We start from the raw sequence: 24,862 nt of genomic DNA on the forward strand, positions 1-24,862 counted from the left end.
TCAGAAGCTAAAAAAGGCATCATCGGTATTTGACCGAAAAAGCCGAAGCAGGAGGTGCTTATGGATATATTGCTTGACAGAAGCGGAGACCTTCTCGTCACTAAGGCAGGAGACATCCTGCTGGAGAACTCAGTCGCACAGAAGATACGGATACGGCTGTTGTGGTTTGAAGGCGAATGGCGGTGGAATACCGATGAAGGTATGCCGTACATGACAAATCTGCTTGTTAAGAACCCGGATACAGACTACTTCGAGAGCATTGTCCGGGAGAAGATTTTTGAAGTAGATGAAGTAGTAGATGTAAGAGATGTGCGGATTGTGTATGATGCCAGGACAAGGGAGGCTGCCATACATTATGTCGCATTGACAGATTACGAGACCATAAAGGAGGAGGTGAAGATAAGATGTCGGACTATGGAGTGACAAATCAAGGCTTCGTTCTGAAACGCATGGATACCATTCTGGAGGAGATACATTCCGATTTGACGGAAGGATTTGGAGTTGATACCCGGCTGTCCGGAACTTCATTCCTGGATACGCTGGTTACGACATTCGCCGGGCAGATTGCAGACTTGTGGGAGACAGCCCAGGACAGTTACTATGCGAAATATCCGGCAACGGCAACTGGAGTCAACCTGGATCATGCAGTCCAGTACGGCGGCATACGCAGGATGCCGAACAAACGGACCTGCTATCCTCTGCATTGTACCGGCGATGACGGTGCATACATTCGTGAGGAGGCGATAGTTGCCACGAATACGATGCCGGAGGTTAGATTGTATTCTGCCGATGAATTTCAGATTACCAGGGATAACTTCAATGCCGTCTGCATCAAGGTTGCGGTTGTTGAGAATGAAGCGGTGTATACGGTGACGATCAACGGCAATCATTACAGCTATTCAAATTCTGATGGCTCTGAAGGAGACATCCTGGAAGGATTGAAAGCGGTGATTACCAACGCTGAGTATGTGGTGGAGTTCAATGCCTCTGATAACATTCTGAAAATTACGGATACGGTGAAGTCGAGAGGAAATGCCCTGGTGCTGTCGGATAACCTCACAACGAGCAGTGTCACAACGATTGCCAATTTCTTTACGCAGGAGTACGGACACATCACGCTTCCTTATGGGATTGTGACAAAGATGGTGAACAATATCACCGGATTTACAGAAGTGACAAATCAACTGGAGCCTACCTATGGCAGATTGCAGGAGTCAGACATTGAATTGCGGCAATCGTACATTGCCAAGTCAGCGCTTCGCTCCAACACGATGATAGACAGCATTGTTGCTGAATTACTGAATAATGTTGCTGATGTGGAGTCCGCATCCGGTTATGAGAATGACACAGACTATACGGATGAAAGGGGGCTGCCGCCGCATAGCGTAGAAATCATCGTTGAAGGCGGAGATAATAACAAGATTGCTGAAGCTATCCTCCGGAGAAAAGCCGGAGGTATTCAGACACATGGAAGTGTTACGGTCAATGTTCCCGGAAAGTATGGCGATACAATACCGGTGCATTTCAACAGACCGGAATATCTGTATACCTGGCTGAAAGTCGTGCTTCATGGAAACAGTGGAAAGTTGCCTACGAACTATGCGGCGCTCACCACAGCCTCGATATGCGAGGATGGAAGCCAGATGGTTGCCGGGAACAATCTGCTCACACAGTTGCTTAACGAAGGCATCTACAATGCAGTTGCCGGAATAACCTATGTCGAAATCAAGACGGCGTATTCGACCGACAAGGCATACATTCCGAAGGAAGGAGATTATAAGGCAGAGAATATCATCGTCACATCAAGGCAGAAGGTGCTGATAGATGAACGGAGAATTGAGGTGACGTTCGATGCAGATAGCTGATATTTGGCTCCGGGATTTGCCGCAGCAGTTCCAAAGCAAACACAATATCGAGGTTTTGATAAAAGCATTTTCTAAGCAGATGCAGGAGCTGGATAAGGTATTCCAGGACCTCAACACCATGACAGATATTGATGATGCTGTCGGGCAGAACCTGGACTATGTAGGAACAATCATACCGCTCACAAGGAAAGAGGCTGGCGAGTTAGCTGGCATTGGAGTTACCGATCCGGTAATCTCTGATGACCGTTACCGCCAGTTTTTGCGTTATCAGAATTTGGTGAATACGAATGAGTGTACCTACTATGACCTCATGGAAGGACTGGCATTGCTATGGGATGTCTCCCCGATTTATTACATCGAGGACCCGGATATGCCGGCAACAATCATTCTGACAATGCCGTTTCTGAAGCCGGGAGGAGAAGTGGTTCGTCTCGGCGAAGTTCCGATGGTAAAGCCTGCCGGTGTCCGGATTGAGTTTGAGTATCTGATACGGTATGCGGTTGAAACGCTTGTGCGTTGGGTGTATTCGGTGTACGGAGTGCCGCTCTGCAATCAGTTACTATGCGGCCAGCATCCACGCCCCGGCTCCCTGGGAGAAATCCTGTTATTGCAGACGGAAGTGGAACTGGAGGAGATAAGGAAAATCTTCGAGCAGACGAAGACCGGAACAATCCGGGTAGGAGGAAAGCTGTACGACTCCACCAAAGGAGAGATAATCACCGATGATGTGGAGATTGAAATAAATGCAGATTACCAGATTGAGGAGCTGATCCTCGCCGGGCAGGTGGTGTCCGGAACGCACCCGATACAGTCCGTCAATGGATTTGTTATGGGAACCACCGTAGAAGCCGCCGGGAGCAGCACCACTGCATCGGCGGATTTGCCGTTATCCGGCACATTCCCTATCCAGTCCGTAGAGGGCGTAATGATAGGCAGTAGTGTAGAAGCTGATAGAATTGTCAGCAATTCCAAAGTAAACGCTCCTCTGACCGGTACGCTTGTCACAAGCGGTACTACGGAGGAGAAAACGCTGTTCGTATCAACGGAGACGGTCAGCGTGGAACCAGTAGTCCATATTGCGGCGGTGAAGCCCAGGAGGTGTGGAACCGGCGTTTGTGGAAATAAATCATAAGGAGGTAGAAAACAGATGTCTTTTTGGTCCACAGATTTTATGAATGACCGAAGGAAGCAATGGCTGGCGGCACTGGTGAAGTTCCAGTTCCGGGTAGGCTCAACCTGGCACGATGCGGTAATCAACACGAAGCGTATCGTTGGAAACCGGGTGGAGATTATCGTCAGCTTCCCTCGGACATCATCCGGCAGTCAGACGATTACGGCAGTCCGTATCATTGATGTGACCGGAAAGCAGTGCGGCTTCCAGGAAACGGAGGTTGTGAGGGCATCCAGCCAGGGAGTTCTGACTAAGTTCGAGTTCCCTATCTACGAGAAAGAAGGTGAAGAAGCATGAATGGCAGAGAGCAGCCGTACATCAGAGGAAACGGAACCGGAACATACGAGCCTACGCAGTGGCTTGACGATGTTCCTGGCATCCAGGAAGGTACGCCGCAGGATGAACAGCACTTCAACAACATGGAGACCGGTATCAATGGCTCCAATCTGTTAGGAGAGTTTCTTGCGGAGGTTGTATCGAAACAGCAGAAACGCCTGGATGACATTGACGGCGAGGTGATTGCAGTCACGCTCACCAATACGCAGGACTATTACGCCAACAATTCCACGAAGACGGTGGCGTTGTCAGTCCGCAGAGATACCCTGGACTACATCGTGGATGCAGAAATCCAGGGAGATACCGTCAATGTCGGAGACATTGTTGTCTATGACAAGCAGGTCAATGGCTTCAAGGTAAAGTTCACCGGAAGTGCAGCTTCGGTGGCTTTGAAACTTTATGTGCATGGAGGTAATGCGGCGTGAGTGTAGGTGTGATTATCAGAAGTGACGAGAGAGTTCGTCAGCAGAATGAGGCATTAAGGGAGTATGGCATCAACCCAGACAGAGCAACAGCGCACCAGCGAGACATGGCAGACTGTATCGCTCAGAAGACCAACGAGGCTTACGATGAAGCCCGAAGAAAAGGAGGAAGCAGACGATGAATGTAATCGAAGTAAATGAAGGAACGAAAATTCCGTATTCTGTCAGCAAGACGAAGATCACGTTCGATGACGAGCTTATGCTGAATGTGCAGAAGTTGGAGCGTGATTTTGATGTCTGCATTGACATCTGCATCGACAAGTATGGCATGGTGACTACCGGACTTGGAGTGAAGTATGCGGCTCAGATTGAAATTCCTGCCAGGGAATATACCGAGCATACCGAGGAGAACCCCGACTATGATCCGGAAGATGAAACGAGCCGGGAGACCATCACCACGAAGGAGCCGGTTCCGTTCAATATGGCAAATGTTACTTTGAAACTGTATGCGATTTAAGGAGGTAAAGATATTATGGCAAATTACGATCAGTTTGCAGCGGCAGTAAAGGAGATTTCCGGGGGAAAGAATGTCGTCCTGCTGGATGACCTCGGCATCCCTTCTGTGTATGTACCCATCAATAAGCTGAAGAACAGCGAACTTGTGTCCGGATTGAGTGAGAACATTCATCCGGCGTTCAGCGTTGCGGTCAACGGCGCACAGGTAGAGAAGGATTGCTTCTACTACTCTAAGTACCAGAATGTAATCATCAACGGAAGGGCGTATTCGCTGGCTCACAGAGACCCGAAGGTGTATGTGAACTGGGACCAGGCAAGGGAGGCTTGCGAGGCAAAGGGAGCCGGCTTCCACCTGGGAACTATGGCAGAATGGGCGGCGATTGCTCTCTGGACCAGGAAGAACGGCACGATGCCGCATGGCAATAACAACTACGGCAGAGATGTCAGCTTCACGCATGAGAAAGGGCAGGAGTCCTCGCATGAAGGGGAAGGAGCTTCCCGGAAAACGGACAGAACATTCACCGGTTCCGGTCCTGCAACATGGGGGCATGATCACACCATTTTCGGCATCCAGGATTTGAATGGAAACGTATGGGAATGGGTAGGCGGTATGCGTTTGAAGGAAGGAGAAATTCAGATTATTCCTTACAACAACGCTGCCCTCGGAGCCGAGTGCGACCAGTCCGTAAGCTCAACTCTCTGGAAGGCAATCAAGAACGATGGCTCCATTGTCACTCCTGGAACCGCTGCAACGCTGAAGTACGATTGGGTATCCAGCAAAATTCAGCTGACTACCGGCATTACGACAGCCGCCGATACCGGACGTTATTGCGAATACAAGGACATGACACTGGCAAGCGGCTTAACGGCTCCGGAGTTGGCGAAGGTGCTGCTGATTTATCCGGACACTCCGAATGGGGATTATGCCGGGGACGGTCATTGGATGAACAACTCCGGAGAGCGTTTGCCGCTCTGTGGGGGCCACTGGGGCCATGGCGCCGGTGCTGGCGTGTTCTACGTGGGTTTGAGCAACCCTCGCTCGTACTCGCACAGCAACGTCGGCTTCCGCTCCGCTTATGTAGAACTGTAAACTGTCGGCTGTATTCTGTGAGGCGAACGGTAGTGAGCCTTTAGACCTATGCGTCCTATGGAGAGTCCAGGGAAAGTCCGAGGACTGTCCGGCGGACGCATTTTTTGGGAGGTAATCATGGCGAAGAAAGATGAAGACAAAAAGGACCCTACGCTGCTGAAAATCCAGGATATGATCGAGTACGCATTTCCGCAGATAGACAAATTTCCGAGACCGGAGAAAAGCTATGAGGGAATGGCAACCCGGCTGAAAGGCATCATGGCACGAATGGCGGAGAACTGCATGGATACGAAGAAGTGCTACTATGCGAAGTCTCTGCTGAAGCAGCTGGACGAACTTGACCGGGAGATTATGCACTGCAAATTTTGGGTGAAGGTGGCGTACCAGACGAAGCTGTTTTCGTTCAAGAATTTTGAAGTCATCAATGACTACCTCGAACAGATAGGCAAGATGACCGGGAGCTGGATGAATACGGTGAGAGAGGCAGAGAAGAAAGAAAATTACGGCAAGAAATAATGTGATTTGTACTTTGGGAATGGACTACTGCGTTTGCCGATCTGTGGGGGCAACTGGAACAATGGCGCCAATGCTGGCGTGTTCAACGTGAATTTGAACAACCCTCGCTCGAACTCGAACAGCAACATCGGCTTCCGCTCCGCTCTACCCTCATATGCCGGATCAGCAGGATTTCTAAGGATGTTCTGCCAGTGCGAGGGGATAAAGGAGTCCATTTCCGCTCCGGACCGTATGGTAGGAGAAAAATAGGCATCGTTCGTGGTTGGGCGGTGCTGCCCTTTGAGGAGACCAACAAATCTTAGGGCAACCTGGGAAGCTGCAAGTAGCTTTGGCGAAAGCTGTGACACTAGAGAGGATGATGCAATGAAGATAAAGAATGTGTTCGACCTCATCTTCTCAATGGAGAACCTATACGGTGCTTTGGAAGATGCTTCCAGGGGAAGGAGATACCAGTCCGATGTACTGGATTTCAACTCCGATGCCTGGGATAATCTGAAAGACCTGCGAGAAGAAGTAATCAGCGGTTCGTACTGGATTGAGAAGTATTACATTTTCTATATTCACGAACCGAAGCTGAGAATGATTATGTCGATTGCCTTCAAGCATCGCATCGTCCAATGGGCTATATACCGGGTGGTAAACCCGGTACTTGTGCCGGGGTACATCGAGGACAGTTACGGATGTATTCCCGGCAGAGGTAGCCTAAGTGCAATGAAGAAGCTGAAATACTGGCTGGAGTTCGTGAGCCGCAAAGAGGGTGAAAGTTGGTTTTATCTGAAGCTCGACATCAGCAAATATTTCTATCGGGTATCGCACCGGATATTGAAGAAGGTGCTGGCGAAGAAGATTAAAGACGAGAGGCTGCTGGAACTTCTGTATGGCATTATTGATTGCAAACATACGCCGTTCGGTCTTCCTCCCGGAAAGAAACCGGAAGAAGTACCGCTGGAGGAAAGACTGTTTGATGTCGGTATGCCTATCGGCAATCTGCTTAGTCAGATGTTTGCTAATATCTACCTGGATATGCTGGATCAGTTCTGTAAAAGAGTTCTCTGCATCCGGTATTACATCCGGTACATGGATGACGTTATCATTCTTAGTTGCGATAAAGTCCAGCTTCGGGAATGGAAGGACCGCATCGGTGAGTTCCTGGATACAGAACTGGAACTGAATTTGAATAATAAGACTTGTATCCGTCCTATCGGACAGGGTATTGAGTTTGTAGGATACAGAGTTTGGGCGGATCGTGTTGTTCTGAGAAAAAGCACCACGCTCCGGATAAAGCGGAGTCTGAGTGGTGTCCGCCGGCTATATGAGAGCGGAAGGATACCGCTGGAGAAGGTTACGGAAATATTCACTTGCTACATAGGTATGCTGAAGCACACCGACAGCCAGGCTCTGATAGATAAATTGTACAAGGACATGGTACTCATTAAAGGAGGCTCTGATGAAAAAGAGGAAAAGGAAGAATTTGTTCCGATGCTCCCACAAGAAGATTGGTATTTGTGCTATGAACTATACGGAGTGTACGGAGATATGTGCATGGCACAGCAAATGTGAACATTGCCTTAGTTGCCACATTCCTGCCGGGCAGTACCCTTGCAGTAAATGTGAGCTTTTGAGGATAGATTTGAGACCGCCCGAATAAGGCGGTTTTCTTTATGCGGAAGGAGGTGAGAAAGAGATGGATAACCCGGTAACACATAGAGAGCATGAGGAGTTCCGGAGACTCATGGAGTCTGAGAATGAGCGGTTGAAGGAGGAAAATGACCGCCAAAACCACCGCATTGCCGTCTTGGAGGGCAGCATCCAGGAAATCAAAAAGCTGACTGCATCGACCGAAAGGCTGGCTGCCAACATGGAGAATATGCTGAAGGTCCAGGAGCAGCAAGGACAGCGCCTGGCACAGATTGAGAGCCGGGATGGTGAGAAATGGCGGAAGGCGATGGCGTACATCGGCACTGCAATACTGGGTGCTGTTCTTGCTATCGTTTTCGCCAAGATTGGATTGTAAGGAGGTAGGCGAAGTGAGGCGAAAGAAGGAAGTACGAACAATGGATGTCATCCTGGTGTTCATTGCCGTCTTCCTGCTCGCCTTCATTGTCACCATGATAATTCTGTACTACACCACCGGGGCAATCCCGGATACCTTATGCACCTGTGTATTTGCGGCGTGTGGAGGGGAGTGCGGAGTCATGGGATGGATCAAGACAACGAAGGAGCGGCAGAGAGACCGGCAGTACGAACTGGAGGACAGAAAACACCAGGAGGACCTGGAAAAGCAGAATGGCAATGGCTCTGAGGAGACCATGCCGGAATAGGAGGAAGATATGAATTTTTTCATCAACAACTGGTATCTGATTGTGGCAGGAGCCGCTGTACTGGCAGGAGCCGGGTACAGTGTGTATGTGTTCGTCAAGAGACCGCACACCGAACAGCTGAAGTCCGTAAAGGAATGGATGTTGTTTGCGGTAACAAAGGCTGAGAAGGAGTTAGGCTCCGGAACCGGAAAGCTGAAGCTGAGGTATGTTTACGATATGTTCATCGCAAAGTTCCCCTGGCTCGGCAAGGTAGTCAGCTTTGAAATGGTGAGCATGATGGTTGACGATGCCCTGGAGGAAATGAGGGCGATGCTGGAGAGCGACAATGCTGTCAAGGAATATGTGAATGGTCCTTCCGAAGCAGAGGAGACCGGAAAGGAGCAGTAATATGGCACTGAAAGGAAAGACGGTCCGGGAGCAGATATGGAACTATCTGAAATCCAAAGGACTGAGTAATCATGGCACAGCAGGACTTATGGGTAATCTGTTTGCGGAGTCCGGGCTGAACCCGAAGAACCTTCAGAACACTTCCGAAAAGAAGCTGAACCATACGGATGATTCCTACACCCAGGCGGTGGATGACGGTTCGTATGATAACTTCGTAAAGGACAGCGCTGGCTATGGATTGGCACAGTGGACCTACTGGTCCAGGAAGGAGAAGCTGCTCAATTTCGTGAGGTCACGAAAATGCTCTGTCGGCGATTTGGAGGCACAGCTTGATTTTCTTGTAGAGGAATTGAGTGAAAGCTATGGCACAGTCCTGGCGAAGCTGAAATCCGCAAGGTCAGTGAAGGCGGCATCCGATGCCGTTCTCACTGGCTTTGAGAAGCCGAAAGACCAGAGCAATGCCGTAAAGGAGAAGCGAGCCGGTTACGGCCAGCAGTATTATGACGAGTTTGTATCAAGCAAAAAAGAAGGAGGTAACAGCAATATGACCGAAGCACAGTTAAGACAGAAAGTAGTTGGAGTTATGCAGGGGTGGATCGGCTGCAAGGAGAGCAACGGCAGCCACAAGAAGATTATCGACATTTACAATGCACATAAGCCGTTGGCGAGAAGCTATGCAGTGAAGTATACCGATGCGTGGTGTGCCACTGGTGCATCCGCTGCGGCAATCGTTGCCGAACTGACGGACATCATTCCTACTGAGTGCGGATGCAATCAGATGATTGAGCTGTTCAAGAAGATGGGGGCGTGGCAGGAGAATGATGCCTACGTTCCGTCTCCTGGAGATTATATCTTCTATGACTGGCAGGACAGCGGTGTCGGAGACAATACCGGAGGTGCGGATCATGTCGGTGTTGTTGAGAAGGTTGCCGGAAGTACCATTACGGTGATTGAGTGCAATATCAACGATGCCTGCGGAAGGAGAAATCTGAAGGTGAACGGCAGATACATCAGAGGCTATGGCGTTCCGAAGTATTCCAAGAAAGCCACTGTACCGAAGGGCGAGGATGTAAACAAGTCCGGCACTCTGAAAGTCGGCGATGTTGTGAACTTCACCGGCAGCAAGCAGTTCACCAGTTCTTATTCCGGAGCAACGAAGAAGTCTGCGAAGCCTTGCCAGGCAAGGGTAACGGCGATCAGTGCAGGAAAGCCGCATCCGTATCACCTGGTTGCACTCAGCGGAGGCAAAGTGTACGGCTGGTGCGATGCCGGCGATATTGAAGGTGCATCCGGCTCCAGCGGTTCGTTCAAGGTAGGCGATAATGTTTCCTTCACCGGAGACAAGCACTATACCAGCAGCTATGCCGGGGCAAGCGGAAAGTCTGCGAAGCCTTGTAAGGCGAAGATTACCGCTGTGAATAAAAACGGCAAGCATCCGTATCATGTGGTGGGCGATACAGTGCATGGATGGGTAAACACTTCTGACATCAGCAAATAGGAGGTGCCGGAGTGAAAAATTACATCGGTGTTAAGATTGTCAAAGCTGAACCGCAAGTGAAAAACGGCAAGCCCGGATACAAGGTTGTGTATCCGGATGGCTATGTGTCGTGGAGTCCGAAAGATGTCTTTGAGGAGGCATACCGGGAGCTTGGCTGCGAAGACTTCATAAATGAAGATATGTAAGAGAGGACCTCTCCGTTGCAATAGTGCTTCGGGGAGGTCTTTTTTGTTGCTCACAAATGGAGCTAGTGTCAACATAAAATTTCGACAAAAATAAGATTGACGTTTTAGTCACAATTTCGGATTTTGTTCAAAAAATCTTTTTCAATACCTAATACCTCTACGAAGGAAAAAGCCGGAAAAAGGCAAATAAGAAGTCCCAGGAGGTAGAGCATTTTTCAGAAAATTTCCGGGGCATTTCTGCTCGAATTTCTCCATATAGAAAACGTCCGTAGGACAATCCAGCGGACAGTCACAAGGACAGTCCTGCTTTTTACGTCTGGAAAGTCCTTTGGAAGTATGCCGGACAAAGCGTTTTTACATACGATGCCTTTGATTTTGGTATCAGTAATTCCGGAGATACTTTGAGAGGTCTTTCTTCCTATTATAATATATGCCGATTTTTCATGCGTCCATGTGACAGTCTATGTGACCGTCCATAGGACAGTCCGCTGGAAAGTCCTTGACCATACCGTCACCGTAAACGTAACCGTAACCTATATATAAACATATATGTGCGTTTGTTGATATGGTGGATAAGTCTGTGGATAAAACTCGAAAATTCCAAAAATATTTTCCGTAAAACTATTGACACCCCAGGAGGTAGTGTTACGATGCGTTCACGCTAAACAAATACCTAAACTAAGCGAAGCAGTAGGCAGCCAGATGGTTGCATCAATCGGGCGGTTGCTGAAAAGTAGCAAGATAGGTAAATGGAAAATTCCAAAAAATATTCAGTAAAACTATTGACAAATTGGAAAATTCCAGTTACGATGCGTATAAGTTAAATATCAGTAGAACAACTGAAAGGAGTAGATGAACATGACAAGGTTGAGAAAAGAAATTCGTAAAGAGATGGATGAACTCTATATGCAGGAGCAGGCAGAGTATGAAATGGGATGTGGATTTGGCACAAATGAAATCGCAGCGGCGTTTGCCCCGGCTTGGGAAAAGCTGTATGAAAAACTTGCAGCAACATACGGTCTGACAGTGCAGGCATACGAGGCAATGCAGTATGAAATTGGAAATAAGCTGGCTGCTGCTGGCGTTCTTCCGTTCAATTAGGAGGCGGCGTGATGGCTCAGAGAAAGTTTTACCAGGACAGATGGAATGAAAAGAAGGTGTGGGAGGTAGTAAGGCTGGTTGGCGGCTTTTACCTCAGACAGTACATAGATGGGAGACAGCAAGGCAGAGGTCTCCGGACCACTAAGAAGTTCATCAAAAGTATCGGCATCCTGGACTTCCAGGAAGTAGCCGGAGTTTAAGGAGGAGAAAAGGACATGGCAGTGAGAAGCATTGAGGAAGCAAGGGTAGAGGCAGTAAAGAGATTGGAAGTTCTGAAGGTGCATGAGAATGTGCTGAGAGAGTTCAAGGAGGAAGAAAAGCTGAATAGGTCGGAACGGCTCGGTATTCTGTACTGGCTGAATGACGAGGAACAGGCGATGGTGAAGGAGTTCGAGGAGAAGCATGAGGCGGTTGTCTATCATGTCATCCACCAGCACACGAACATCGGCGAGATGTATAGCCTTCTGTATGTGAGCCTGGAAGACGGCGAGTGGTGCATTGACCGGGAAGACCTGGCATCCGGGCAGGCATTGGCGTATGTGATTAACAAGACGATGCCGGATTGCTCGGAGTTTGGCAGCATTGGCGTGGAGCCTTGCAATGGTGGCATCGTCAGAACGTGGTAGGGAGGAATGGAAGATGGCGAGATATTACAGTACGCAGCGCCCGGTTATGCCGGGCGGCTTCCCTAGAAAAGCAGATGTTGTGGAGATTAAGAATTTTGATGTGAAGACATTTTGCGAGGAGATTGGAAAGGAAGCCTGGGGATACATAGAGTACCAGGCGGAACTCACGAAAGAGGAAGCGGATGCTTACGAACTGACACTTGGCGGCATGAAGACCTATTATTGCGTCACTTCCTCAGTAGATGACAAGGGAAAGGTGAGGGCAGCAATCACGAATGTTATTGATGCTGTCTGCAAGCCGGAGAATAGCTTCAAGAGTCTGAAGCGGAAGGACATCTACACTGACTGGTTCGAGAGCCGGGAGGAAGCTGAGAAGCTGGTAGAGGAGGCGAAGACGGCATGAAGGCAGGATTGAAAGTGAAGATACCAGACATCGGACCACTGGCAACGGTGGTTCAGCCCGGAAAGAATATGGTGAAGCTGGAGTTGGAAGGAGAGCAGTTTTGGATGCCAGTGGAACTTTTGGAAGTCGAGGAGAAGGAGGTTGCATAGTGGCTGACGAGAATAATGTGATTAGAAAAACTGACAGCATAGGACACACCAAAGAGATTTTGGAAGCTCATGGAGTGTCGCTTCCTCGTGGATGGGAAATTGCTATGGGGATGTTGCTGGAAGGATGCGATTATTTGGAGGTTTGCGGTTTCGGACATAATGCACAATTTAGATTATGCGAGGAGGAATAGAGATGGAGAAGTATTATTTTACATTTGGAAGTTGGGAAAAGTTCCCATATCAGAATACATATTTGGTTGTGGTGGCATCCAGCTATGGGGATGCTGTCAGAGGATTTCGTGAGAAGCATCCGGACGTAAATCCGGACTGCATGAATTGCAGTGATTGCTATTCTGAGAAACAGTGGGAGAGAGTCGGCAAGAACTATGCGAATCAGAGTCCGGCGGAAGTCATCTGGACTGAGACCTGCTTCGGGAAAAAGCCGGAAGGATATGATGATTTGTTCATATTCGTTCCGGAAATGAAGCAGATCGTTCGCATCGCCGAAGGAACCGGAGACAATCTGCTTCCGGAAGACCAGGACCAGGGATATGTTGACTACATCTACTATGAGCAGTACGAACTCAGCCAGGATATGCCGGAGGTTGACGGAGGGCAGATGATGCTGGAAAAGATGGTGCGAGACCAGTACCGGTGCATGGCGGACAGCATCCAGGACGTATTGAGCATGGCGTATGGCAGCTATATGTATGACTGCATGATTTTAGCATAAGAGAGGAGGACGGTACTGTGAGGAGACTGAACGAAGATGAAGTAAAGAGACTTGCTGAAATGATGGAAATGCCGCTCGAAAGAGCTAGAGCGTTTGCTGAAATTCTGTTCAGCGAGAAAGAGAAAGGAAACTCCAGTTTGCGATGTGCTGACTTGGATAGCGTAGATGGTTATTTTCAAGAAAGGGAGAATAACTGGTACTTTTACCACGATTGGCAGGCACTCATTCAGAGCGAGATAGACCAGGCGGATGCCGGGCTGACTGAGAAGGAGTGCGAGGAACTGATGGGAAAGATGATTTTCAAGTTGCCGGATGGATGGTACGCACAGACTGTTTTATAAAAGTGAAAAATCTGAAAAAATTCAGTTTTTCTATTGACACCTCGGACGGAGGTGCTATCGTTCGCCGCACGATATAACAAATCATATCCGGCGAACGACCGGAGGAAGGAGCAGTTTATGGATGTTATGGAGAGACAGAAACTGACAGAGGATCAGATTGAGAAGCTGGCAGTTGAAATCAGAGAGTTCCTGCTGGAACATGGATTGTGGCAGGATGTTGATATTTATTTCAACCACAAGAGATTTGGATGCAAGGACCCGGAGACCGGGAGGTACTTCTACAATGACCGGGAGCATCTGTTCGTAGAGGAGGATATCGAGCCGCAGACGTATTTTGAATATGTCAATCCGGACCACATTCTCAGCATGAGTTTTGAAGGTCCGGTATGTGAGATGCTTTACTACTGCGAACGTCCGGAAACCAGGAAGAAATTTGATGCGATTTTCGAGCGGTACGGTTTGTATTATGAGTTCGGGAACCACTGGAATTTCAGTTGTTATTATATTTGATTGGAGGATGAAGAAATGAGCAATGTAAGTTGTTTGAATTGCGGACATGAATTTCCGCTTAGAAGGACATATTTTGATGAAAATGGACTGTATACAGTGTGTCCGGAATGTGGAGGCTCATTCGACACAGATGAAGAAGTCGAGTTGAATGATAAGCAGTCTAAGAGATGCGATGAAGTATATGATGCAGTGTATGAAATGTGCAAATGCTTTACCGAGAATGAAAATCTTGAATGGGATATGGCTTATATTGGCGAGATTGCTGAATTTGCCGCAAATACTTTGGTATCACATGGAGAAAAGGTTCGCTTCCCGGCGGTTGTTACAAACCAAGATAACAGCCAGTATATTGAGGAATATTACAATCCGGAAGGAGATGAATGATATGGCATTTTGGAAAGCTGTTGATACAAGGTCAAGATGGAAGATGCAGAAGTTTCTGGCAGAGCATTTCAGATATGACACCATGAGTAGCTGGAACCGTTCAACATCGTATGCCTGCAACATGAAGATTTACAATCTGGACGTTCCGGCAGAGGTGAAAGATAAGCTGTATGAGATGTTGGATTGCCATGATGTATATGACCGCATCCAGGAACTGATTGATGATTTCAATGCGGAGCATGATTTCAGATGGCAGGCAGCCTTCAACGGAAGGAGCGGAGGTTATTTGGTACTGTACCAGGGCGGAAGCAAGCCGTCAGAGCATAAATCATTTTGCCGTTTTTGCGGACAGCGGAATTTTACCAGCGTGAAAGAGACTGGAAATGTTTGCGGCAGATGCCGGCAGCCTGGGAGAATTGATTATGCAAAGCCTCCGCTGCAAGTGTTTACGCTTCCTGGGAAATCGACAGATATGGATGAAGATTTTGAAGGATGGAGTATGGATGACCTTCGTGCGAGAGTAAAGCTGGTGCAGGAATTTGATGCCCTGGCAGACAATATCGTCCTTGAAGTAAAGAGCATAGCTGAGAGCTGTTCGGTTCGGGAGGAAGTTTACTACGAGCCGAAGACCAGGAAAGTGTTGGCAGGAGGTGCTGTATGAAAAGGATAGCTGTCGGCAGACACATCAACGGCATTACTATCAATCCGTTAGAGTATCTGCTGGATGACGAAGGGGATCTGATGACCTTCGAATCAGAGGAGAAAGCAAAAGAGTTTCTGGCAGAGAAAGGCTTCTCTGAGGAGGATATGTACTGGATGGTGTTCGAGGAAGTGGACGATGCCAAACAGACAGATGAATACGAAGTCATCGGCGAGTGCGAGGTTGATGAAAATGGAGAGATAGTCAAGCTGGAACGTGAGTATTTCCGGCAAGGGTACATATACAAGAACCCGAACGCATACCACAACGACAAGTCGGCTGTCTGCTATGTTCCGGAACTGTCGGACTCAGCTTATACCGGGCAGGACTTCCTGGATATGTGCAACGGCCAGCCGGAAATTGCAGACCAAGTTTTTGATGCTGTTGACTGGCAGCATCCGGAAAGTTACCTGGATGAACAGGGTGACGATGAATTGTGGCAGTGCAAATGCGGTAAGTTGTACTGGTGCTATGGAGTTGATAAGTGTCCGCATTGTGGGGCAAAGAAGGAGGTTGACTGATGGAAAATGAAGTTTTGAAGTTAGAGTTGGAAGTTGTTGTTACCCAGGAAGATATTGATGACATCATGGCAGGAGCTTTGGAAGGAGGCATCAACTACTGGTGCTGTAAGGCAGAGGTGGTCGGAGATTACCTGGGAGAATATGCAAGTGAGCAGATTTCTAGGGGCGGTCAGCTTCTCCTGCATGATATTGAGGAGGATGAAAGACACACACTGGATAAGGAGAAGTTTCTGAAAGGATTGAAGATGTACTTTGAGAAGCCGCATCCGTATGACATCCTGGAGGAGATCGACAATAAGCTGAGAGTTGACACCTGCAATGCTGATGCAACGGTGTGTGACATGATTATCCAGTACGCACTGTTCGAGGATGTGATATACGGATAAGAGGCTGTACTGAGCCGGAGTAAATTGAAACCTATCAAATATACCCTGGGTGTCCGGACAAAGGCTCCCAGGGGCGTTAAATGAACATAAGGAGGCATGAATGATGAAGATATTGACGTATGTTCTTCATGGAATGTGGAACACGCCGGACACCGATGGAGTTACTGTTATCGGAGTATCTGTTGACGTAGAACCGCTTCTCAGAAAGCTGGATAAAATTGCCGACAGCAAGGCGAAAGAGTATGTAGAAATGTGCGGCTACATCCAGGAGGAGAGAGGCGAAAGGTATTATGAGGCGGTGAATGTGAGCGGCAAGTATGCGAAGTTCTACATCGCCGAACACCAGCTGGAACTGCCGGAGAATACGATGGGAGCCATCAGCCGGGAGATGGAGAAGATCGACCGCACCAATGATGTGAGAGCATACATTGAAATGCTGTATGAGTCAGAAAGTATCGAAGCATGGAAGTATGAGTACATGACTAGAGAGCCAGCGGTGATGCAGGAAATCCTCCAGCTTTTCATCAAGACCGAAGATTGCAATACGCCGTTCAATACCACGATGGATATTGTAGTCGGAAACGTGATGAAGGAGATTACCCTCGATGATAAGAAGCTGGAGTATCTGTGGGAGGAGTTCGGTGATGTACTGATTGATGATGACGAGTGCATCCTGGATGATTTCCTCGGATTTGAGTGTGGAACGCACCGGGAGGCGGTATGGCACTGGTTCGATGAAAGATATTCCGGCGGCGTTGCGAAGCTGATGTTTGGAGGTGATTGATGTGGCTTATACATGGGATGGAATGAAGAAGGTTGAATGGGAAGAAGTCATATTGAAGCATGAGAATGGCGGAGGACTTGCTGGATATTTTTATCTGCATGATGACGGAACTGAAGCGGTCATTGAGGAAGGGTATTCTTGGAGTGATATTGTGAAGCATCACGAGAATGGTGACGAATTTGGAATGGAGTTGGTAACGAAGAACACAAGAATTTCCTATCTTTACAGAGATGCCAGCAACTATAAACAGCACAATGAGGTAGTTGTTTCTGGAACCTTCACCCCGGAGCAGATCGAAGCCATAATCGGATGCCTGGATGCAGGAGAGTATTTTATTCCGGTCCAGGTCGGTCTTCCGGAAGAAAGGTTTGAGAAGATTACAGAAGACGATCACTGCTGGTTTGAATTGAGCAGAGATGGATTTGAAGAAACCGATGCAGAGGCGAACATTGATATGGCGCCCGATGAAGTGGTGGCAAAGTTCCTGGAAGCAAAGGGAAATTGGGATGACAGTAAAGAATTTGGAGGTGAATTAGAATGAAAGGCATAGTAACAGAGCATAGTGAAATCTGCTTCATCTGCGGCAGACAAACAGAGGCAGAGCATCATCTGATATTCGGAACCGCCGGCAGAGAACTTAGCGAGAAAGACGGGCTGAAGGTTCCGATCTGCAATAACTGTCACAATATGGGTGAAGTGACAAGGCGGATACATGGGAACCCGATGGCGGAAAAGATGTCGAAAATCATCGGACAGCTTGCATGGGAGCGGCAGTGGATACTGAAAGATGCCGTCCATGACAAAGACGGCGATGAAGAAGAAACCCAGGCTTTGGAAAGTAGGATTGCCCGGAAAGAATTTAGGAGCAGATACGGCATTTCGTATCTGTAAGGAGGTTTGAAATGAGCATGGTGAAAAATACGCTTGGAGATTTGAACAATCATCTGTTCGCACAGTTGGAAAAACTCGGAGATGATGATTTGAAAGGTGATGAACTGGAGGCAGAAATAAGGCGATCCGAAGCGATGGCAAAAGTCGGAGAGCAGATTATCAAGACCGGAGAACTCCAGCTGAAGGCTATGCAGCATATGGACGAGTACGGTTATGAGAGAAAGAAAGCCGTACCGGAAATGCTGGAAGTTCGGGGGGGGTATCTGACAGATGTGGAAATGGCCAGTGGAAGTAGTTGACTGGATGCGTGAAAACACGCCCGGTCGGACCACCAAAGAATTGACGCTTCTTATCAATCAGCAAGGGTTCGACAAGAAATATGGCATGATATTCACAGAAAGCATTGTCAAAGGTGCAAAGAGCCGGTTTGGTTTTAAGAGTGGTACGCCTACTGGAAATCCGAAAGGATATTCTTCAAAATATCCGGATGGAATGGCTGAGTATGTTGAAAGTATTGCCAAAGGTAAAAGCACCGCAGAATTGGTGGAGGCGGTAAACCGGAAGTATGGGGCTGGAACAATCGGCATCCGGCAGATGAAAGCCTATAAGAGAAATCATGGTATCAATACCGGTCTTACAGGACAGTTTGAGCCGGGGCATATACCAGCCAATAAAGGAAAGAAAATGAGTCCAGAGCAGTATGAGAAATGCAAGGCTACAATGTTCAGAAAGGGGAATGTTCCTGCAAACCATATGGAAGTCGGAGAGTATACACATACGACAGACGGTTATCTTGTCCGGAAAGTAAAAGAGGATGGAATACAGAGGGAGAGATTCGAGTACGTTCACCGGAAAGTATGGGAGGAACACAACGGTCCAATCCCAGAAGGGAAGATGGTTAGCTTCCTGGATGGAGATAAAGATAATTGCAAGATTGAGAACCTTGTGCTGCTGGATAACAGCGAGAATTTAGAAATGAATAGAAGCAATCTGAGGTTTTCGCACGCAGAGTTGACAGAAGCCGGTGTAAATATCGCAAAAATAAAAGTTGCTGCCAGAAGAAGAAAAAGGAACTGAGCAGCGCATGGAATGAGGTGAGAATAGTGAAGAAGACAGTGATGCACATTGATGAATTTGAAGGACAGTGCGGTTACTCATACAAGCACGAACCGTTCTGCAATGGAGGTCATAACTGTCGGCATCCGGAAGCGGCAAAGGAAACTGTAAATGGAGAGGAAGTCGGCTATTGCTACGCATTTCATTGTCCGTTGGCTCCATGTGCAGACGAGGAGGATTTCAAGGATGCCGGCGAGGACCTGGAGCAGTATGAGGAAGATATGTATGTGGTTTTGTATGATGATGAAAACAAGGAGGAGAAAACAGAGTGAGAGAAAAAGCATCAGAGATTGTAATGAAGTGTCTGGAGGAAAAGAAGATGTCGCAGCGGCAACTGGCAACGAGAATGGGAGAAGATGTCAGAGGGCTTAATCAACAGCTTCACCGCCAGAGCGATATGAAAGTGAAAAGATTTGCGGATGTCCTGGAACACGCCGGATACCGTCTGGAAGTAGTTGAAAATGATGGCATCCAGCGAGTGTGCCAGGAGTTTGCAAATCAGATTATTGAGACGAGACAGCCTATCGGATATTTCTATACGTTTGCAGCCGGCATCTATACCGGTATTGATAATGGAACCGGGGATGCCTGGACTGAAGATTTCAATTCTTGCGAGGAGTGCATGAAGTGGCTGAGACATGAACCGGCAACGGATGCCAGCGGCAATCTGCACGAAGTATAGTCTGCTCGAATATTCCAAAAAAAATCTCGAAAAATATCAGTTTTTTTATTGACAACGCAGGAGCCAGTGCTACGATACGTCTACGATAAAAAACTCGAATTTTCCAAATGGAGGTAAAAAGCTATGATGATGTCAGAGTTTATTGAGAGAGTTGGATTTGAGCCGACAGCAGCTGAATATGCAGAGATTGAGCAGGAGTACATGGGATGCGATGTCGATAAAGACAAGTTCTGCAAGGAATGGAAAAAGAACGGTGGCATCCAGCGGCTTTGCAGAATGAGAGCAAGGCGGATTGAAGAACTGGAAGCAGAGGTTGCCATGAAGGACCGCCAGTATGAGGAGATGGATGCCCGGCATAGCCGTCAGTTCAATGAGATGAACAGCAGATTAAAGGCAGAGCTGGAGGCGGCAACGAAAAGGCTGGAAAATATTCAGAATGAAAAGGATTGCCTCTATGGAGAAATCCAGAAGGCAAAAGCAGCACAGAAGGAAGCAGAGGAGAAGCTGGCAAAAATCAGAGAAGCGTTCGCAATTCTCGGAATTGCAAAGGAGGTGTAGGGATGTACGAACTGGATTATGACGGTGATATGAAGTATTACCAGGATCAGCTGGCGAAGAAAGGCATCACGAAGGATATGCTCAACATGGATAATTACGCCGGGCTGACCGCCAGGGAGTTGCAGAGCATTGTTGACAGCGTACAGCTGGTGAAGAAGGAGGGGGTTGTGAATGTTTAGCTGTGAAATTAAAACCGGCGGCGAGGCATTTAGAGACCCGTTTACCGGAGAAGAAGACGATGCGATGGAGGCAGTGGAAATCAGAAGGCTACTGGCTAAAGTGTCGAATGAATTGGAGCATGGAGCGACCAGCGGAACCATAATTGACCTTAATGGAAATAAAGTAGGTAGCTGGAAACGATAGGAGGTGCAAGATGGCGGAGGAAAGAAACTGGAAACTGGGTGATGATGTCAGCAGACATGATATCCTGCTTGACGGTATCACGTTTGATGACATCATTCTTGCGGTGCATTGTAATTGCAAAGAAATCACTCCGGAAGCGGTTAGAAAAGAATTTAAGGATTTTTTAGAGATGCGAATGATAGATACTGATTATCTGCTGGAAAACAACATTGATGAAATTATCGCAGAAGCGAAGAAAGGAAGGGAAGGTCAATGAAGAAAGTGGTAAACCCTTGTGTGTGCAGTACATACTGCGGAGATGCTCAGGCTTATGCAAAAATCGAATACGAAAATGGCAGATTGAGCATCTGCGGAGTTGTTGGTCCAAAGAGAAATGGAGATTGTAAAGGTTCGGCAGGACAGTGCGTTGATGAAATCAGAGCCGGAAGACCGGGAGTAGATTGGAATGAAGAAATGCTTCAGAAGTTCTGTGATATTTGGGACCGATGGCATCTGAATGATATGAGACCATATTGCTCTCATATGAAAGAGCTTGGTTGGGTTGAGCAGTTACAGGAGAAGGTTAAGGTTAGGAAGTGGGATGTTACAAAAGAAGCAAGAGATAAAGCGAGAGATGCTGAGAAAAGAGCAATCGAATGTTTGAAAAATGGCGATGTTTTTATTCCTACTCCAGAAGAAACGATGTATGCCAATATCGGATATGGCGTTACCACATACAATGATGAACTTCCAGCACATCCGGAATTTTACGAATTTAAGGAGAGGGATTGCCTCGGACATCCAAATGAAGAATACAAGACAAGAGGATGGATCAGCTGCACAGAACATGAACTCGGCTTCCTTGGAAAGAAATGTCCGGTATGCGGATATGGTTATGGAACTTCATGGATCAAGGAAGATGTTCCGCAGGAAGTGATTGATTGGCTGTTTGCCTTGCCGGATACGAAGATAAAGCCGGCATGGATTTAAGAACGGAGGATTTGGCAATGAAAAGAGTATTTTTGTTCAAGGATGTCAGCGACAATGGCAGAGATTGCTGTGCGTATATAGCAAACGAACCCATGAGATTTGAGTGCGGACACTATTTTGGAAGTGTAAATCTGGAAGGGAGTTGCTATTCCGGTTCAGATTGGAAACCGTACTGCGACATAAAGACTGTCCTAACAGAAGCTGAATACAGAGCCTTGAAAAAATTCAGCAAGGAGATATCTAAACTCGGATATGGAATTACAGTTGGAGACGAGAGGTATGAAAAAGGAGTCCGGTTATGCAAGGATATCCAGTATGTGTACGATAGGCTCAACTCTGAAGACAACGAAAAGCTGTTTGAGGAAATTCAGAAGGAAGAAGTTGAATGGCTCATGGAAGAATATTCTCTGGACGAGGAGGATATAGAAGCGATTTTCAATGAATACACACTTGAATACAGAGACAGAAGTATCGTTGGATGCGTGTTCAAAGATACGGCAGAACTCGGATATGAGGAGGCATGGGAACTCGGATACATCAAGAACGGAGACACCATTGCAGAAAAGTATTTTGATACAGACAGATTTGGTGAGGATTTGCTGGAAGAAAGCCATTATATCCAGCTTGAAGACGGAAGGGTTGTTTCCCTTAATTATTGAGAAATGATTGTTATGAAAAGGAGGAACTTATGAACGAACAGACGTATCACAGAGGTCAGATTTATTATGTGTATCCGAGAGGATACGATTACACCGGGAGCGAACAGGGCGGAGGCAGACCGGCAATCATTGTAAGTAATGATGTCGGGAATGAGTATTCCAGCGTGGTTGAAGTGGTGTTCCTCACCACAAGAGAGAAGAAACCGTTGCCTACCCATGTGAAGATTATTTCCTCCAGGCAGCCTTCCATCGCATTGTGCGAGCAGATAGAGACCGTTGACAAGGGAAGGATTGGGAACTACATAAACGAAGTCTCCCAGGCGGAGCTGAAGGGAATTGAGAAGGCAATTCTGATAAGCCTGGATATTGCAACGAACATCAGAGGAAGTAAGGCATTGGAAACCTGGCGAAGAATGATGGAGACCTGGGAGGATGAAAGCGCTCCGGAGGAAGCAACAATTTCATCAAGCGAAGATGCAAAAGAAGCTGAAAAAGGCATGGAGGCAGCCGAACTTCCTGCTTCCAAACAGACTGAGGAGAACATCGACCTGGAGGCGGCTCCGGAGTACATCCGGATGAAGACCGAAAGAGATGTCTATAAAGAAATGTATATGAATTTGCTGCAAATGAAAGCGGCGATGTAAAGGAGGAAAAGAGCATGAGAGTAAAATGTGGAATGAAGTGCAGAGCAAATGAAAATGGGTACTGCAAGAGACCGGAAATTGACATCCTGGCATATGGGAAGTGCGGAGATTTCCGGGCGGAGCCGGAGTTCGAGGCTTTCCGGGAGGACAATGTTGTGATTTTCGATAAGACAGGATTGCCGTCCATCATGGTGAAGTTCACCAGGAACCCGGACAAGCCGGTACACCCGATGTTCGTGATCGGCGGAAAGACCTACGATGAAGTGTACATCTCGAAGTACCCGAATGTCATCATCAATGGCAAGGCGTACAGCCTTCCGTTGAAGGAGCCGTCAGTGAACGTCACTCTGGAGGATGCTGAAAAAGCCTGCTTCAGCAAGGGTGAAGGCTGGCATCTTATGACTGCAATGGAGAGAGGCTATATCGCCAACCTTTGCCATGATACCGGCATCTTCCCTCATGGGAATACGGACGGAGGAGTCTACCATGCAGACCCGAAGGAGAAAGGCACTACCTTCAATGGACGTGGCAAGACGCTCACTGGCTCCGGACCGGAAACCTGGACACACGATCATACGGTGTTTGGCATCCATGACCTTTGCGGCAATGTCTGGGAGTGGTTCAGAGGACTCCGGCTCATGGACGGTGTTCTCCAGGTGGCAGAGAATAATGATGCAGCCATGAACATCGACTTGTCAGAGCATAGCCAGAACTGGAAACCGGTGATGTGTGAAGAAAAGCCGATCAGACTCGACTGCACCGAAGGAGAAGTTACCTTCACCACTTGCGAAGAAATTGATGCTGACTATGACGGATGCAAGTGGGGAGATGTCAATTTTGATTGCGAGAAAACGCAGACGATGAAGGACCTGGGATTGTTCCCTGGGGAGCCGGAAGCATACTTCTATGCTGATACAAGCGGAGAGCGTTTGCCGCTCTGTGGGGGCTCCTGGTCCTATGGCGCCTCTGCTGGCGTGTTCTACGTGCATTTGCTCCACCCTCGCTCGTACTCGTACAGCAACATCGGCTTCCGCTCCGCTTTCTACCGGAAACTGGAAACTGAGGACTGAAAACTGCGAGGCGGCTGTTAAGCCGCCATGAAAGGAGATTGACATGAACAGAGTGATACTGATGGGAAGGCTGACAAGAGACCCGGAAATGAGGTATGCACAGAATGAGAACGGAACGGCGGTTGCCAGGTACACCCTGGCGGTGGACCGCCGGTTCAAGAGAGATGGGGAGCAGGATGCAGACTTCATCGGATGCGTGGTATTCGGAAAAGGTGCCGAGTTCGCTGAGAAGTATCTCGCCAAAGGAACTAAGATTGTGATTATCGGGCGTATTCAGACCGGCAGCTACACCGACAGAGAAACCGGGAAAAAGGTATACACAACCGATGTCATTGTAGAGGAGCAGGAGTTCGCTGAAAGTAAGGCTGCCAGTCAAGGCAATGGAGGCGGTTATCAGAACGCCGGAAGCAATAATTCCACATCGGGAGACGGTTTTATGAATATTCCGGACGGAATTGATGAAGAATTGCCGTTCAACTAGGGAGGTGGTGCAATGTCACAAGATGAAAAAATGAAGGAACTACTTTCAGAAAATGAGCAGTTAAAAAAGTGCCTTCAAAGCGTTGGTACTTTTGAAAAGGAAATGCACGATGACTCTTTGCGTGTTGCGAAGGATATTGTGCAGAGAGATCGCAAAGCAGTAGCCAATATCATACTCAATATGAAATTTGGGAATATGAGCAATGTGAGCTTTTGCGAAATATTCAGTTTGAAGCCTGGTGGGTGTGAAAGTCATCAACGATGTACCGACTGCATCCATGATTTCCTCACCAAAACATACAGACCGATAGTGGAAGAAAGTAGTGTAGTGGTAGGTCAGCTTGCTGATTTCATTCTGAAAGATGCCCATTTTTGCCCTATACCAGTCGAAATGAAATGTGAGTGCGGATTTAAGGAAGAAGGATGCAAGGAATGTTTGATAAAAAACGCTCACCTGCTGAATAGACCTAGAGAAGATTAGGAGG

General features: G+C 47.7%; 45 protein-coding genes. All 45 read left to right on the top strand.

What is annotated here, in order from left to right; all coding sequences use genetic code 11:
* Nucleotides 1-60: 60 nt before the first annotated feature.
* The 45 genes from V1224_07785 to V1224_08005 all read left to right on the top strand — a co-directional run bounded on the left by V1224_07785 (nt 61) and on the right by V1224_08005 (nt 24,858).
* Complete coding sequence (locus tag V1224_07785; protein ID WWR17315.1) at nt 61-423, top strand: hypothetical protein; 363 nt, start codon at nt 61-63, stop codon at nt 421-423.
* A complete protein-coding gene (locus V1224_07790) occupies nt 405-1,865 on the top strand; it encodes a hypothetical protein (protein ID WWR17316.1) in 1,461 nt (486 codons plus the stop codon). The genes V1224_07785 and V1224_07790 overlap by 19 nt, the downstream gene beginning before the upstream one ends.
* Entirely contained in the window at nt 1,852-2,997 is a 1,146-nt protein-coding gene (locus V1224_07795; protein ID WWR17317.1) for a DUF2612 domain-containing protein, read from the top strand. The genes V1224_07790 and V1224_07795 overlap by 14 nt, the downstream gene beginning before the upstream one ends.
* Nucleotides 2,998-3,036: 39 nt before the next feature.
* Nucleotides 3,037-3,333, top strand: a complete 297-nt coding sequence (locus V1224_07800; protein WWR17318.1) for a hypothetical protein — start codon at nt 3,037-3,039, stop codon at nt 3,331-3,333.
* Nucleotides 3,330-3,797 carry a hypothetical protein gene (locus tag V1224_07805; protein ID WWR17319.1) on the top strand — a complete coding sequence of 156 codons (468 nt, stop codon included), beginning with the start codon at nt 3,330-3,332 and terminating at the stop codon, nt 3,795-3,797. Before V1224_07800 ends, V1224_07805 begins: the two co-directional genes overlap by 4 nt.
* Entirely contained in the window at nt 3,794-3,976 is a 183-nt protein-coding gene (locus tag V1224_07810) for a hypothetical protein (protein WWR17320.1), read from the top strand. Before V1224_07805 ends, V1224_07810 begins: the two co-directional genes overlap by 4 nt.
* On the top strand, nt 3,973-4,311 hold the full coding sequence (locus V1224_07815) for a hypothetical protein (GenBank protein ID WWR17321.1): 339 nt from the start codon (nt 3,973-3,975) through the stop codon (nt 4,309-4,311). Before V1224_07810 ends, V1224_07815 begins: the two co-directional genes overlap by 4 nt.
* Nucleotides 4,312-4,326: 15 nt before the next feature.
* Complete coding sequence (locus tag V1224_07820) at nt 4,327-5,400, top strand: SUMF1/EgtB/PvdO family nonheme iron enzyme (GenBank protein ID WWR17322.1); 1,074 nt, start codon at nt 4,327-4,329, stop codon at nt 5,398-5,400.
* Between the two features lie 117 nt (nt 5,401-5,517).
* Nucleotides 5,518-5,916: a hypothetical protein gene (locus tag V1224_07825; GenBank protein WWR17323.1), complete on the top strand. Its 399-nt coding sequence runs from the start codon at nt 5,518-5,520 to the stop codon at nt 5,914-5,916.
* A 363-nt stretch (nt 5,917-6,279) separates the two neighbouring features.
* Entirely contained in the window at nt 6,280-7,476 is a 1,197-nt protein-coding gene (locus V1224_07830; GenBank protein ID WWR17324.1) for a reverse transcriptase/maturase family protein, read from the top strand.
* A gap of 124 nt (nt 7,477-7,600) precedes the next feature.
* Nucleotides 7,601-7,930, top strand: coding sequence for a hypothetical protein (locus V1224_07835; GenBank protein WWR17325.1), 330 nt, complete (start codon nt 7,601-7,603; stop codon nt 7,928-7,930).
* A gap of 13 nt (nt 7,931-7,943) precedes the next feature.
* Nucleotides 7,944-8,237 (top strand): hypothetical protein, encoded by a 294-nt coding sequence (locus V1224_07840; protein WWR17326.1) that lies wholly within the window; start codon nt 7,944-7,946, stop codon nt 8,235-8,237.
* A gap of 9 nt (nt 8,238-8,246) precedes the next feature.
* Nucleotides 8,247-8,624 (top strand): hypothetical protein, encoded by a 378-nt coding sequence (locus V1224_07845; protein ID WWR17327.1) that lies wholly within the window; start codon nt 8,247-8,249, stop codon nt 8,622-8,624.
* 1 nt (nt 8,625) lies between these two features.
* On the top strand, nt 8,626-10,122 hold the full coding sequence (locus V1224_07850) for a phage tail tip lysozyme (GenBank protein ID WWR17328.1): 1,497 nt from the start codon (nt 8,626-8,628) through the stop codon (nt 10,120-10,122).
* 11 nt (nt 10,123-10,133) lie between these two features.
* Nucleotides 10,134-10,307 (top strand): hypothetical protein, encoded by a 174-nt coding sequence (locus V1224_07855; GenBank protein WWR17329.1) that lies wholly within the window; start codon nt 10,134-10,136, stop codon nt 10,305-10,307.
* Nucleotides 10,308-11,165: 858 nt separating this feature from the next.
* A complete protein-coding gene (locus V1224_07860) occupies nt 11,166-11,408 on the top strand; it encodes a hypothetical protein (GenBank protein ID WWR17330.1) in 243 nt (80 codons plus the stop codon).
* Nucleotides 11,409-11,419: 11 nt separating this feature from the next.
* A complete protein-coding gene (locus tag V1224_07865; GenBank protein WWR17331.1) occupies nt 11,420-11,608 on the top strand; it encodes a hypothetical protein in 189 nt (62 codons plus the stop codon).
* Between the two features lie 15 nt (nt 11,609-11,623).
* Entirely contained in the window at nt 11,624-12,034 is a 411-nt protein-coding gene (locus V1224_07870; protein ID WWR17332.1) for a hypothetical protein, read from the top strand.
* 13 nt (nt 12,035-12,047) lie between these two features.
* Nucleotides 12,048-12,437, top strand: a complete 390-nt coding sequence (locus V1224_07875; protein WWR17333.1) for a hypothetical protein — start codon at nt 12,048-12,050, stop codon at nt 12,435-12,437.
* Nucleotides 12,434-12,586 carry a hypothetical protein gene (locus tag V1224_07880; protein ID WWR17334.1) on the top strand — a complete coding sequence of 51 codons (153 nt, stop codon included), beginning with the start codon at nt 12,434-12,436 and terminating at the stop codon, nt 12,584-12,586. Before V1224_07875 ends, V1224_07880 begins: the two co-directional genes overlap by 4 nt.
* Nucleotides 12,586-12,777 (top strand): hypothetical protein, encoded by a 192-nt coding sequence (locus V1224_07885; GenBank protein WWR17335.1) that lies wholly within the window; start codon nt 12,586-12,588, stop codon nt 12,775-12,777. Before V1224_07880 ends, V1224_07885 begins: the two co-directional genes overlap by 1 nt.
* A 2-nt stretch (nt 12,778-12,779) precedes the next feature.
* The gene (locus V1224_07890) at nt 12,780-13,319 is read left to right on the top strand and encodes a hypothetical protein (GenBank protein ID WWR17336.1); all 540 of its coding nucleotides are present in this window, start codon (nt 12,780-12,782) and stop codon (nt 13,317-13,319) included.
* A gap of 17 nt (nt 13,320-13,336) precedes the next feature.
* Nucleotides 13,337-13,660, top strand: a complete 324-nt coding sequence (locus V1224_07895) for a hypothetical protein (protein WWR17337.1) — start codon at nt 13,337-13,339, stop codon at nt 13,658-13,660.
* Between the two features lie 117 nt (nt 13,661-13,777).
* Nucleotides 13,778-14,170, top strand: a complete 393-nt coding sequence (locus V1224_07900) for a hypothetical protein (GenBank protein ID WWR17338.1) — start codon at nt 13,778-13,780, stop codon at nt 14,168-14,170.
* Nucleotides 14,171-14,554, top strand: a complete 384-nt coding sequence (locus V1224_07905; GenBank protein WWR17339.1) for a hypothetical protein — start codon at nt 14,171-14,173, stop codon at nt 14,552-14,554.
* A gap of 1 nt (nt 14,555) precedes the next feature.
* Nucleotides 14,556-15,215, top strand: coding sequence for a hypothetical protein (locus tag V1224_07910; protein WWR17340.1), 660 nt, complete (start codon nt 14,556-14,558; stop codon nt 15,213-15,215).
* Nucleotides 15,212-15,775, top strand: a complete 564-nt coding sequence (locus V1224_07915) for a hypothetical protein (GenBank protein ID WWR17341.1) — start codon at nt 15,212-15,214, stop codon at nt 15,773-15,775. Before V1224_07910 ends, V1224_07915 begins: the two co-directional genes overlap by 4 nt.
* Entirely contained in the window at nt 15,775-16,161 is a 387-nt protein-coding gene (locus V1224_07920; protein WWR17342.1) for a hypothetical protein, read from the top strand. The genes V1224_07915 and V1224_07920 overlap by 1 nt, the downstream gene beginning before the upstream one ends.
* A gap of 100 nt (nt 16,162-16,261) precedes the next feature.
* Nucleotides 16,262-16,945: a hypothetical protein gene (locus tag V1224_07925; protein ID WWR17343.1), complete on the top strand. Its 684-nt coding sequence runs from the start codon at nt 16,262-16,264 to the stop codon at nt 16,943-16,945.
* Between the two features lies 1 nt (nt 16,946).
* A complete protein-coding gene (locus tag V1224_07930) occupies nt 16,947-17,486 on the top strand; it encodes a hypothetical protein (GenBank protein WWR17344.1) in 540 nt (179 codons plus the stop codon).
* On the top strand, nt 17,483-17,836 hold the full coding sequence (locus tag V1224_07935; GenBank protein WWR17345.1) for a hypothetical protein: 354 nt from the start codon (nt 17,483-17,485) through the stop codon (nt 17,834-17,836). Before V1224_07930 ends, V1224_07935 begins: the two co-directional genes overlap by 4 nt.
* Before the next feature lie 11 nt (nt 17,837-17,847).
* Nucleotides 17,848-18,135 (top strand): hypothetical protein, encoded by a 288-nt coding sequence (locus tag V1224_07940; GenBank protein WWR17346.1) that lies wholly within the window; start codon nt 17,848-17,850, stop codon nt 18,133-18,135.
* Entirely contained in the window at nt 18,107-18,913 is an 807-nt protein-coding gene (locus V1224_07945) for an HNH endonuclease signature motif containing protein (GenBank protein ID WWR17347.1), read from the top strand. The genes V1224_07940 and V1224_07945 overlap by 29 nt, the downstream gene beginning before the upstream one ends.
* A gap of 17 nt (nt 18,914-18,930) precedes the next feature.
* Complete coding sequence (locus V1224_07950) at nt 18,931-19,224, top strand: hypothetical protein (GenBank protein ID WWR17348.1); 294 nt, start codon at nt 18,931-18,933, stop codon at nt 19,222-19,224.
* On the top strand, nt 19,221-19,634 hold the full coding sequence (locus V1224_07955; protein WWR17349.1) for a hypothetical protein: 414 nt from the start codon (nt 19,221-19,223) through the stop codon (nt 19,632-19,634). The genes V1224_07950 and V1224_07955 overlap by 4 nt, the downstream gene beginning before the upstream one ends.
* A gap of 123 nt (nt 19,635-19,757) precedes the next feature.
* Nucleotides 19,758-20,192 (top strand): hypothetical protein, encoded by a 435-nt coding sequence (locus tag V1224_07960; GenBank protein WWR17350.1) that lies wholly within the window; start codon nt 19,758-19,760, stop codon nt 20,190-20,192.
* A 2-nt stretch (nt 20,193-20,194) separates the two neighbouring features.
* Entirely contained in the window at nt 20,195-20,371 is a 177-nt protein-coding gene (locus V1224_07965; protein ID WWR17351.1) for a hypothetical protein, read from the top strand.
* Nucleotides 20,364-20,555 (top strand): hypothetical protein, encoded by a 192-nt coding sequence (locus tag V1224_07970; GenBank protein ID WWR17352.1) that lies wholly within the window; start codon nt 20,364-20,366, stop codon nt 20,553-20,555. The genes V1224_07965 and V1224_07970 overlap by 8 nt, the downstream gene beginning before the upstream one ends.
* Nucleotides 20,556-20,565: 10 nt before the next feature.
* Nucleotides 20,566-20,811 (top strand): hypothetical protein, encoded by a 246-nt coding sequence (locus tag V1224_07975; protein ID WWR17353.1) that lies wholly within the window; start codon nt 20,566-20,568, stop codon nt 20,809-20,811.
* Entirely contained in the window at nt 20,808-21,524 is a 717-nt protein-coding gene (locus V1224_07980) for a hypothetical protein (GenBank protein ID WWR17354.1), read from the top strand. The genes V1224_07975 and V1224_07980 overlap by 4 nt, the downstream gene beginning before the upstream one ends.
* Nucleotides 21,525-21,541: 17 nt before the next feature.
* Nucleotides 21,542-22,183: a hypothetical protein gene (locus V1224_07985; protein WWR17355.1), complete on the top strand. Its 642-nt coding sequence runs from the start codon at nt 21,542-21,544 to the stop codon at nt 22,181-22,183.
* A 29-nt stretch (nt 22,184-22,212) separates the two neighbouring features.
* Entirely contained in the window at nt 22,213-22,827 is a 615-nt protein-coding gene (locus tag V1224_07990; GenBank protein WWR17356.1) for a type II toxin-antitoxin system PemK/MazF family toxin, read from the top strand.
* Nucleotides 22,828-22,841: 14 nt separating this feature from the next.
* Nucleotides 22,842-23,897, top strand: a complete 1,056-nt coding sequence (locus V1224_07995) for a hypothetical protein (protein WWR17357.1) — start codon at nt 22,842-22,844, stop codon at nt 23,895-23,897.
* Between the two features lie 43 nt (nt 23,898-23,940).
* Complete coding sequence (locus V1224_08000) at nt 23,941-24,378, top strand: single-stranded DNA-binding protein (protein ID WWR17358.1); 438 nt, start codon at nt 23,941-23,943, stop codon at nt 24,376-24,378.
* Between the two features lie 12 nt (nt 24,379-24,390).
* Complete coding sequence (locus tag V1224_08005) at nt 24,391-24,858, top strand: hypothetical protein (protein WWR17359.1); 468 nt, start codon at nt 24,391-24,393, stop codon at nt 24,856-24,858.
* Nucleotides 24,859-24,862: the final 4 nt, after the last annotated feature.

The organism is Lachnospiraceae bacterium JLR.KK008 (genome assembly GCA_037015955.1).
GTDB lineage: Bacteria > Bacillota > Clostridia > Lachnospirales > Lachnospiraceae > VSOB01.